Consider the following 10,683-nt stretch of genomic DNA (forward strand, 5'->3'; position numbering starts at 1 on the left):
ATATCATCAAAGCCATATTTTATTGCGCCTTATTTTGTCGTACTTATATTAGCAGCACAAGTAATTGTTACTAAAAGCCACTTTTGCTACACCAAAATCAAACAATTAATGACACTATCAGGTTTTACCTCTAAAAATAGGGCATAAAACAAGCACTTATTAATGAAGTCGATCACAAATATCCATTTACTCAAGCGCGATGCAGCCGGCGGACAACAAAAGAGCCACAGCATCAGTTAATAATCAAACCTTTGGCCTTCAGCCCAACAATCTGTCAGCTCCTTTTGCCCTGATAATCAAAGTGGAGTGGATAATCAAAGTGGAGTGGATAAAAAAAGCAATGTACTTATGAGCGTTTATTCTATCAAAGACCTAGAGCACCTTTCGGGTATCAAAGCGCATACTTTGCGTATTTGGGAACAACGATATAACATTCTTGCCCCTGAAAGAACAGAGTCAAACATACGGCTCTATAACGACCTTGACCTCAAGCTGATTCTGAACATCTCTTTGCTCAAGGACAACGGCTACAAAATTTCTTCTATTGCCAAGATGAGCGAAGATGAAATGCGCCGTGAGGTGATGAGCATCACCGAGAAAAGTACCCGCTACGAAGACCAAATCCACGCGCTCACATTGGCAATGATTGATCTGGATGAGGAACGATTCGAGAAAGTAGTGTCTACCAATGCCCTACAAATGGGCTTTGAGCGTACCATGTTCAACGTCATCTATCCCTTCTTGAGTAAAATAGGGGTGCTTTGGCAAACAGGCGGCATAGGCCCCTCGCAAGAGCATTTTATTTCTAATCTCATCCGCCAAAAGCTGATTGTAGCCATTGACGGGCAGGTGTACGAAAAACAACCCAACTCCAAAAAGTATCTCTTGTTCTTGCCCGAAGGTGAGCTACACGAGCTGTCGCTTTTGTTTGCTTGTTATATCATCAAATCGCGCAACCATAAAACAATTTACCTTGGTCAAAGTCTTCCCTTCGAAGACCTACAAGAGGCCTACCGTATCCACCGCCCCGACTATATTCTGAGTATCATCACCTCTACTCCGGGGCAAGATGCCATCCAAGGATATGTCAACAAACTAGGTACGCATTTCCCAGAGGCTTTGGTATTGCTCAGCGGCGCGCAGGTCGTAGCCCAAGGCTTAGATGCGCCAGATAATGTGTTGATTATGAATAAAATACAAGACTGGATTCGTTTTGTAGAAGGAAGTTAATACATCGAGAAGTCAGAAGAACATACCAAGGCTTGAAGACTTTATCGGCTACTTTTTGGCCACGGATGCACGAATGTTGATTGCGTTTTTGTGTTCGTGGTTTTGTTGTTATACCCAGTCATAATTGGTTTGGGAAATATGTGTGCTGCAAATCCTTGACAATCAAGAAAATAAAATCCTGTAAATCCCCAAATCTTGTGAATCTTGTTGTAAAATGAGTACAACAATGACGAAAAGTTAAAAATGCCCAGTGGTGTGTAACCTGCGCATTCCCAAAGAGGGAATGATGGCCATATACGCATAAGAACCTCCCCCTTTTTCTACCTATGGTGTCGTAACTACGTTGCTCACAAAGCCCTAGAGGGGCATTCCATCGCTATTAGTCTGGATTCCGAACTTATTTTTGCTCCTAAGTCAAGCATTGATTATGTTATTGGCATATTTTTCGGATATTTTTATCGATGTAAAATAGCTTTTTATCGATATTTGTAAACTCATACACCTGAAGTCAGCTAAGGGTTCGGTAAGATTTTTGCACTATTTTTAATAAGGGTATAGTTTCCCTTCAAACCTTACAAGAATATGGCATCAATGCAGTATCAAATACTCACTGTAGTACTTTTGTTGTGTGGCATTGGGCTTCAGGCCCAGAGCCGGCAGAAAAAGAGCGACGAGGGTGTATCCTTGGTGACGGGTCAAGTGTTGCAATATGCACTTTATGAGGAGTCTACGGAGGATAACAAGAGCAAACGCAATACTAGCCCGGCTAGTAGTGAGTATATACAGTTTTATATTCGCGAAGCGCGCCCCGATCTTGAGAGCAATCGCTGTATTGCCGAATTGAAGGATAAGTATCACGTGCGTTACGTCATTATCACCAAACAACAACAAATGCCTAACCGGAAGTTTTTTTGGAATAACTTGCGTGCCCGTTGGAAACTGATGTTTAAAAATGGCCCTGGATGGCAAAAAAGAATGGATAGAGACATTGAGGATTGCCGAGAACGACTAGGAGGCTCAATCATCCTAGATTGATTCGCTGGGAAATGGATGCGCTGGAAAATATTTGGAAATCAAGCAAATCTTGGTGTCAAAATAGCCGGTGGGCTGCGCTAAAGACCAGATAGTTGGAAAATATTTGTTTGGGTATAAACTTACATCGCACAACTTTGTGTGTGTAAAATAGGTAAATTAGAAGAATTTATTTCACTTAAACCATCTATTACCTATGTCCGATCTACAATCCATCTATCAAGGCGATTATTTCAGCGCTACATTCAACTCCGCCGAAGGCATTCTCTATACCTGTTGGACCACTGCCTACGATATGGGCGAGGAGGCCTATCGAGAAGTAGTACTATCTTATGTATCGGCTATTCTACAGACTAAGCCCCGAGGGGTATATCTAGATGCCCGCACAGCGCGGTTTCCTGTAACACCAGAGCTACAGCACTGGATTGGGGAGGTCGTACAGGAGGCGGCCACAGCCGTAGGCTTAGCGCGAGTGGCCTATATCACCAGCCAAGACTTTATTGTACAGCTTAGTTTGGAGCAGATTATGGACGAAACCCAAGCCGCACAGCAAAACCAAGGTCATCAGGTAGTACGGCAGCTATTTTCCTCTCCGGAAGACGGGCTAGAGTGGCTCAAGCGTTGAGGTGTTGGAGCAGCAAGTGAATTTGCTGCATCCGTTGCCGGCGTACCAAGGAGACTATTTTGGCATCGGCTGTTTCAAGATATTGGTATAGGTCGAGGGCTTGTTGTAGACGATGGCGGCTGGCGGCGGCCTCTCCCAACTCATAACAAGCATCTCCTTCGTGCAACAGCAAGGTGGCCAACACTTCTAGCTGGGGGGTGCTCAGCTCAGGAACCTGCTCAAGTAGGGTCTTCGCAAAACCTTCTGTAGGCAGGGCGGCTAGCTGCGTTGCTGTCAAGCCAGTATATGGTAGGTATTGCTTGCGGGCATATTCGTAGAGCTCCTTATAATTCCTGCGCTCTTTCAAACCCAACATAGCCGCCAGTACTTGGGCAAATTCTTCAATAAGGCGGATGAGATAGTCTTTCTGTCGAATCATCAGTTTGGGAGAGAGGTTACCTACGCAACCAAGTCAACAGTTGCTTGGGGATATAACGACTTCGGAAGCGTAATCGTTTACAAAGCTGCGCATCTTCGGGGGAAAGCCAACTCAGTTGTACAGCCTCCAACAAGTAGGCTGATACCTCCCACTGATTTTGCGCATACAGTTCATTGGCCCGCAACAGCAGGTAATAGTTGAGCGCCTGCCGCAGGGTTTGCTCCGGAAACTTCAAGGGGAGGTACGTAAACGTGCTGTCGGCTTGGAGGCAATCGACCAACAACTGGGCATAATCCAAAAATCCGTGGTGTTTGGCCAGTGCATAAAAATAGGTATCGCTCTCACGCTGAAAGCCAGCAGACTGGCTGACCGTTTTAGAGGCTTCGTGTAGGCGAAAGTTAGACAGGGTGTCTGGTATTTTGACAATGCGCTTGAGCCCATACATCAACAAAAAGCGAATCCACCAATCTCTGTCCATCAGGTAATGCAGGCGTTCATCCAAGGGACCTAGGCGTGTGATAGCGCGTGCGTGGAAAAAAGTCTGTGGTTGGTCAATACGTGCCCAGCCAATGGTTTTGGGCAGGTTATCTGGGTATACGTCTGTTCCTTTGCTGATGATAGGAGGCTTGCCTTCTCGGATGATATTGCCACGGCCACAGACAACGAGGGTCTGCGGTTGTTTGAAGGCCGTAGCCACCTTAAACAGCGAAAAAGGCTCTAGGTAATCATCGGAGTTTATCCAGTTGATAATCTCACCTGTAGCCAAGGCCAAACCCTTGTTGATGGCGTGGCTCTGCCCTTGGTCAGGCTCGCTGACCCAATAGCTCAACCGCGACTCATAGCGGCGCAAAATCTCGACCGAGTTGTCCGTGCTGCCCCCATCTATCACAAAGTACTCTAGGTTGGGGTATTGTTGGTCGAGCACAGACCGAATAGTTTGTTCTAAGTAAGCCCCTTGATTGTATGAAGGGGTGATGAGCGTAATGCGGGGGTAGGTCTTGAGCACTTTAGATGGAATAGCAAGTGAGAACAATAACGCAAATTTGGGCATAAAAACCAGTATCCACAAACGAGATACTCCTTTCTTTAGGCTTCCTGTGCCTGAATGCTGGACTTTTCTATTGCTTTGTAGTCCATATAAGGGGGATACTGAGTGGGTTGTTCTATTGCCCAAAGCCCAGCGGATACCTCATCAAAACTGGGTTGGGAAAGGTGGGCTTTGATAATCCTTGAGTAGCAAGTAAGGGGGGAAACTGCCCCATTAATCACCTCCGTAAGGATCACACGCCCAACGCCCTAATATGCTATAAACATTTTACCCCTTCACCTTCTTTGGAAATGGGTAAGTTATTTGTTGAAAGCCCCTAAATCTTGGGATACAATCACGGTGAGATTATTCCCAAAAATACCAAGCCCCCAAGGGTATCAAACGCTTGAGGGCTTTAAATGGCTTAGGTAGTTTCTATCGGCTCCGACACATTGTGTCCTGCATAGGCTAAGGCAGCCCTGACAAAGCTGACAAACAGCGGGTGTGGGCTTTCGACGGTGCTGCGTAGCTCAGGGTGATATTGCACCCCAATAAACCAAGGGTGCTCGGCGATTTCTACTATTTCTACCAAGGTTGTATCAGGGTTTTTGCCGACGGCCTTCATTCCTGCGCGCTCAAAATCAGCCAAATATTGGTTGTTAAACTCATAGCGGTGGCGGTGGCGCTCTCTGATGACGGGCTTGTCATAAACACTGTAGGCCTTAGACTCAGGCGCTAGCTCGCAGGCATAAGCCCCTAGCCGCATCGTTCCCCCCATATTTTTGAGGTTGTGTTGGTCTTCCATCAGGTCGATGACAGCATGGGTAGTGTCGGGGTTCATCTCGCGGGAGGCGGCATCTGCCCAGCCCAACACGTTGCGGGCATACTCTACCACAGCACATTGCATCCCAAGGCAAATTCCTAGGAAAGGGATTTTGTTTTCCCGGGCATAGCGTACCGCGCCGATTTTGCCTTCTATCCCGCGTTGGCCAAAGCCCGGTGCTACCAAGATGGCGCTTAGGTCGAGTGCAGCTAGCTGTGCGCTGGGGTCATCTTCTAGCGATTCTGACTGTACCCACACAATGTCTACCTTGCAATTATTAACTGCTCCGGCGTGGATAAACGCCTCTACAATAGATTTATAGGCATCGTGCAGCTCTACATACTTGCCAATAAGCCCAATACGGACATTTTTGGCTGGGTGGCGTAATTGTTGCAAAAACTGCTTCCAGCTTTCCATATTAGGTTGGCGCTTAGGCACAAGCTGTAGCTTTTGTAAGACCCGCTCATCGAGTTTTTCTTTTTGCATCAATAGCGGCACGGCATAGATGGTATCTGCATCAAGCGCCTCAATGACACAGTCAAAGTCTACATTGCAAAACAAAGCCAGTTTTTTGCGGATTTCATATGGAATTTCCTGCTCGGCACGGCAAACGAGAATATCGGGCTGGATACCTGCCTCAGACAACTGCTTGACAGAGTGTTGCGAGGGCTTGGTTTTTAGCTCTCCGGCAGATTTGAGGTATGGCACCAAGGTTAGGTGTACGACCAGAGAGTTGCCCGACCCTAAGTCCCAACGGAATTGGCGCACGGCCTCAATAAAAGGCAACGACTCAATATCGCCCACACAACCACCTATTTCGGTGATGATGATGTCGTATTTACCGGTTTTGTCGAGCTTAAGAAAGTTATTCTTAATCTCGTCCGTAATATGTGGCACTACCTGCACTGTCTTGCCCAAATATGCGCCCTCGCGCTCTTTGGTGATGACATTGTAGTAGATACGGCCAGTAGTTACGTTATTGGCTTGGCTTGTCGGAACGTTCAAGAAGCGTTCATAATGACCAAGGTCTAGGTCTGTTTCAGCCCCATCATCTGTAACATAACACTCGCCGTGCTCATAGGGGTTGAGCGTACCGGGGTCTACGTTGATGTAGGGGTCAAATTTTTGGATGGTTACGGAAAAGCCTCCGGCTTGAAGGAGTTTGGCTAAAGAAGAGGCGATAATGCCCTTGCCCAAAGATGAAGTTACACCGCCCGTAACAAAGATATGCTTTGCAAATGCCATGAGTATATAGAAGTCTGTTGCTTGTTGTTTTTGCTTTGTTTACGGGATACAAAGGTACAACTTTTTTGCGAAGTCGGGCGGCAGAGGATGGGGTATTTTGCCGTATTTGGGTCTTGCTATCACATCAAACCCTTTCTACAGAGCCCAAAAAAGGGGGTAGAAAGGGTTAATAGCTTGTAAGCGAAGTAAATATCAGGCAAGGAAAAAAAGCTATGATTATAACTCTGAAGTGAGGTTTCTTAGCGCCAAGCCTTGAGCGACCAAAAACCTACAAGGTTATTTTGAGATTTCGGTGTCGGTATTGAGCCAAAGGTGTAATACTGTTCCTGTGGCGGGCTCTTGCCCTGGCTTTAGTCGGTTCCAAGCTAAAATATTGGCTACCGTAACATTGTAGCGTAATGCTATAAGGGGGAGCGAATCATATTCCTGTACGACGTGGCTGCGGCGTTGTGTTTGTTGCATCGTTACCGGGGTATCATCATAGCCGGCGTGATACTGTAGGTTGCGTATAGGGGGCTTCGAAGCTACTTCGAGTAGGTATTTGCGGTTTTGGGCTACAAAATCCCGTTTCGAGGCGGGGTAGCGCACAGGGTAGCGATATAGGTATTCTGGAACAGTGTTCTTCTTAAGATGCGAATTGAGGCGCATCAAGTCCTCCAAGGGCACTTGTATGTGTTGGGCAAATACCTCAAGGCTGAAATACTGGCTTACCAAGATGGTATCAGAGGGAATCGGGGTGATTGGATTTTTGGCTTGCAGGTTATGTGCTGCAGCGTAGTTCATCACATAAGTGGCCGCAATAAAGGCTGGCACATAGCCCCGAGTTTCGAGCGGCAAATAAGGATACAAATCCCAGAAGTTGCGTTTGCCTGAGGTTTTGATGGCGGCGGCTACCCTTCCTTCGCCACAGTTGTAGGCAGCCAGAGCCAAGTGCCAGTCACCAAACAAGCCATAGAGATACTTCAGGTAGCGGCAGGCGGCTTCTGTTGCTTTGAAAGGGTCGGAGCGCTCATCGACATACCAATCTTGTCGCAGGCCATAGCGTGTGCCCGTACTTGGGATAAACTGCCACAGCCCTACTGCTGCGGCTACCGAAAGCGCACGTGGCTCTAGGGCTGATTCTACAACGGCCAAGTATTTCAGCTCGTCGGGCATACCGTGTTTTTTGAGCAGCTCTTCAAAAATCGGGAAATAGAATTTACTCCTGCCCAAGATTTCTTCTGTCTTGTGGCGTTTACGAATGGTATATACCTTAATCCAGCTGAGGGTATTGACGTTGTAGTCCATCTTGATGATGTTCTCTATACACTGTAGCCGCTCACTGATGAGGTCTGCGTCGTGATTTTGGGGCACATAGTTGCGCTTGAAATGAGCCAAGGCAGTGTCAATCATCGCAGCTTCTACCCAACGTGTTTCGGCGAGGAAGTCAGTAGGAGGGGTTGCTTTCAACAGGTGGGGAGTGCCTAGCGCGGCTATCCAACAAAGGCATAGCAAGAGAAGGCGGCGCTGCGCATTGGCAGACAGGAGGATACGGGCACGGGTCATACTACAATCATCAACTTAGGCTTACCATAATTCAAACGAAGAAAATTTTGTGGAGGTTGCCCCCTATTGGGGGCGTAAATTATTCTTCTTTGGCGGCGCTTGCAAATCTATTGCTGAAAATTTAGGACAAATTTTCCAAATATGTTGCAAAGGCCAACAACTGCTCTTCCTGAAAAGATTGTGCCATAATTTGCAGACCAATCGGCAATTGGTCTTGGTCTGTACCTACAGGGATAGAAATAGCCGGGATACCGACTACATTGGCCTGTACGGTATACAAATCGGCCAAGTACATTTGGATAGGATCTTCGTTGTGTGCGCCCAACGCGAAGGCTGTCGTTGGGGTAGTGGGCAAAACGATAAAATCGTGTTGTGCGAAGATAGCGTCGGTAGCTTCTTTAATCAAGCGGCGGACACGCTGCGCTTTGGTATAATAAGCATCATAGTAGTTGGCGCTTAACACAAAAGCTCCCAACATAATGCGGCGCTGTACTTCTTTGCCAAAGCCCTCGGCACGGGTCAACTTATACATCTCCTCCAAGGATTGGGCATTGGGGCTACGGTAACCATAGCGCACGCCATCGTAGCGTGAGAGGTTGGAGCTAGCTTCGGCCGTTGTCAGGATGTAGTATGTTGGCAGGATATAATCGAGCAAGGGGAGGGTTACTTCGCTGACTTCGTGGCCTTGTTGGCGGAGCTGATCTAGCTTTTGTTCCATTGCTGCCTTGATTTCTGGCTGTAGGCCGGGGCTGTCTAAGGTCTCCCGAATATAGGCCACACGCGCTTTGGCGGGGGCTTGGAGTCGCTGGCTGTAGGCAGGCACTTCCCTGCGCGAGGCCGTACTGTCGTAGGCATCTGCTCCGGCAATTACTTCTAACACCTTGGCGACGGTGGCGCTGTCGGATGCAAAAATCCCGATACAATCAAAAGAAGAGGCATAGGCCGCCAGCCCATAGCGCGAAATGCGGCCATAGGTAGGCTTTAGCCCAACCACGCCACAAAAGGCTGCTGGCTGGCGTACGGAGCCGCCTGTATCAGTACCTAACGACACATCACAGAGCGAGGCCGCGATGGCCGCCGCCGATGCGCCCGAAGAGCCTCCGGGCACACGACTTGGGTCGTGAGGGTTGAGTGTGGGGCCAAAAGCAGAATTTTCGTTGGAAGAACCCATCGCAAACTCATCGCAGTTTTGGCGGCCAATAATGACAGCATCGGCTGCAATCAAACGCTCAACGGCAGTGGCCGTAAACTGTGAATGGAAACCGTCCAAAATTTTGCTCGCACACTGCAAGGGATGGTCTTGATAACAGAGCACATCCTTGATACCTACAACCATTCCGGCCAAGGCTCCGGCAGTACCGGCGGCTATCTTTTGGTCTACAAGAGCAGCCTGTTGGCGGGCTTCATCGGTAAATACCGATAAAAATATGTTGAGGTCTTTTTTTTCTTCAATGCGGGCCAAGTATTGGTTTACTTTTTCGAGACAGGTCATAAGTCGGTCATCAACAAGAGGTGGAACAGAAAAAAGTCGGAGCGAAGATAGGTATTTTTTGTGAGGATATTGTTGGCTAGAGTTGCTGTGCCAAAAATGAGGCATACCATACACTCATTCAAGGGCTAAAAAAGCTTCGTCGAAGGGCGAACACCGCCTGTTGTCAGTACAGACACACGGTGTCCGACACAGCTAGTCGGTGTTTCTTCTCGTTTGCGGCCTTGGCGCAAAAAAAGCCTGATGTTCAAACAATCAGGCGGAGCAACATACTGTCAAACAAGTCGGGGCATTGTGTTGGTGGATACCGTGTGTAGGATAGGCCTTCCAAGCATAGAGCACTTAGAAGGCCTGATATATTATGTACAAGAAACTAGGAACTAGCCCCAGTTTGCTTGTTTATAAGAAATACTTCAGGTTAATCACCTCTTTCTCAGTAAGGTATCTCCACTGAGCGCGTTTGAGATTTTTCTTTGTCAAGTTGGCAAACATCGTGCGGTCTAGCTTGACTACCTCATAGCCCAAGTGTTCAAAGATACGCCTTACGATACGATTGCGGCCCGAATGAATCTCAATCCCCATCATACAGTTGTCAGGTGAGATGATTGCGGCTGCGTCTACCGTTACGGGTCCGTCTTCGAGTTGTATGCCGGCCAGCAAGCGGTCAAAATCTACCGCTACCATCGGCTTGTCGAGCGTAACTTCATAAACCTTACGGATTTGGTTAGAGGGGTGCGCTAGTTTTTCGGCTAGCTCTCCATCATTGGTAAACAACAGCAAACCCGTCGTATTGCGGTCTAAGCGTCCCACAGGGTAGATACGTTCTTCACAAGCGTTGTGTACCAATTCCATCACGGTATTGCGTGCGTCAGGGTCTTGGGTGGTGGTGATGTAGTCTTTGGGTTTGTTGAGCAATACATACACAAACTTTTCGGGCTTGAGCTGCCTTCCCTCAAAAACAACCTTGTCGGTGGGCAATACTTTGTGCCCCATTTCTGTAATCACAACACCATTTACCGTAACGCGCCCTTTTTGGATAAGCTCGTCGGCCTCGCGGCGCGAGCATACGCCGGCGTGCGCAATGAATTTATTGAGACGCAGGGGCTCATTTTCTTGTTTGGCGCGGCGGTGATTTTTTTCAAATTTACCCAAATTGTATCTAGGGGTTTCCGAAGATGCGCCTTTTTTACCTTTGCCAAAGGTACGGCTTGTTTTGGTCTGAAATTTAGACGAGAACTGTTTGGGGCGG

9 protein-coding genes are annotated in these 10,683 nt (G+C 47.7%); 3 read left to right on the top strand and 6 right to left on the bottom strand.

The annotated features are described in order from the left end of the window. The first annotated feature begins 348 nt into the window (after positions 1–348). The 3 genes from G499_RS0111070 to G499_RS0111080 all read left to right on the top strand — a co-directional run bounded on the left by G499_RS0111070 (position 349) and on the right by G499_RS0111080 (position 2,887). On the top strand, positions 349–1,230 hold the full coding sequence (locus G499_RS0111070) for a MerR family transcriptional regulator (protein ID WP_027000002.1): 882 nt from the start codon (positions 349–351) through the stop codon (positions 1,228–1,230). 582 nt (positions 1,231–1,812) lie between these two features. Further along, positions 1,813–2,265 carry a hypothetical protein gene (locus tag G499_RS0111075; protein WP_154658414.1) on the top strand — a complete coding sequence of 151 codons (453 nt, stop codon included), beginning with the start codon at positions 1,813–1,815 and terminating at the stop codon, positions 2,263–2,265. A gap of 193 nt (positions 2,266–2,458) precedes the next feature. Then, positions 2,459–2,887 carry a hypothetical protein gene (locus G499_RS0111080; RefSeq protein WP_027000004.1) on the top strand — a complete coding sequence of 143 codons (429 nt, stop codon included), beginning with the start codon at positions 2,459–2,461 and terminating at the stop codon, positions 2,885–2,887. Here G499_RS0111080 and G499_RS0111085 read toward each other — a convergent pair. The 6 genes from G499_RS0111085 to G499_RS19670 all read right to left on the bottom strand — a co-directional run. After that, positions 2,877–3,305, bottom strand: a complete 429-nt coding sequence (locus tag G499_RS0111085) for a hypothetical protein (protein WP_027000005.1) — start codon at positions 3,303–3,305, stop codon at positions 2,877–2,879. The two genes, G499_RS0111080 and G499_RS0111085, sit on opposite strands and share 11 nt — an antisense overlap. A 16-nt stretch (positions 3,306–3,321) precedes the next feature. Next, entirely contained in the window at positions 3,322–4,311 is a 990-nt protein-coding gene (locus G499_RS21190) for a glycosyltransferase family 2 protein (RefSeq protein WP_245576731.1), read from the bottom strand. Positions 4,312–4,756: 445 nt separating this feature from the next. Beyond that, the gene (locus G499_RS0111095; protein WP_027000006.1) at positions 4,757–6,400 is read right to left on the bottom strand and encodes a CTP synthase; all 1,644 of its coding nucleotides are present in this window, start codon (positions 6,398–6,400) and stop codon (positions 4,757–4,759) included. 276 nt (positions 6,401–6,676) lie between these two features. Continuing rightward, positions 6,677–7,945 carry a lytic transglycosylase domain-containing protein gene (locus G499_RS19660; RefSeq protein ID WP_051296176.1) on the bottom strand — a complete coding sequence of 423 codons (1,269 nt, stop codon included), beginning with the start codon at positions 7,943–7,945 and terminating at the stop codon, positions 6,677–6,679. A 121-nt stretch (positions 7,946–8,066) separates the two neighbouring features. Next, positions 8,067–9,437, bottom strand: a complete 1,371-nt coding sequence (gene gatA / locus G499_RS19665) for an Asp-tRNA(Asn)/Glu-tRNA(Gln) amidotransferase subunit GatA (protein WP_154658415.1) — start codon at positions 9,435–9,437, stop codon at positions 8,067–8,069. A 396-nt stretch (positions 9,438–9,833) separates the two neighbouring features. Further along, the coding region (locus tag G499_RS19670) for a pseudouridine synthase (protein WP_245576732.1) at positions 9,834–10,683 on the bottom strand (850 nt) is incomplete at its 5' end.

It is taken from the genome of Eisenibacter elegans DSM 3317, from assembly GCF_000430505.1.
GTDB lineage: Bacteria > Bacteroidota > Bacteroidia > Cytophagales > Microscillaceae > Eisenibacter > Eisenibacter elegans.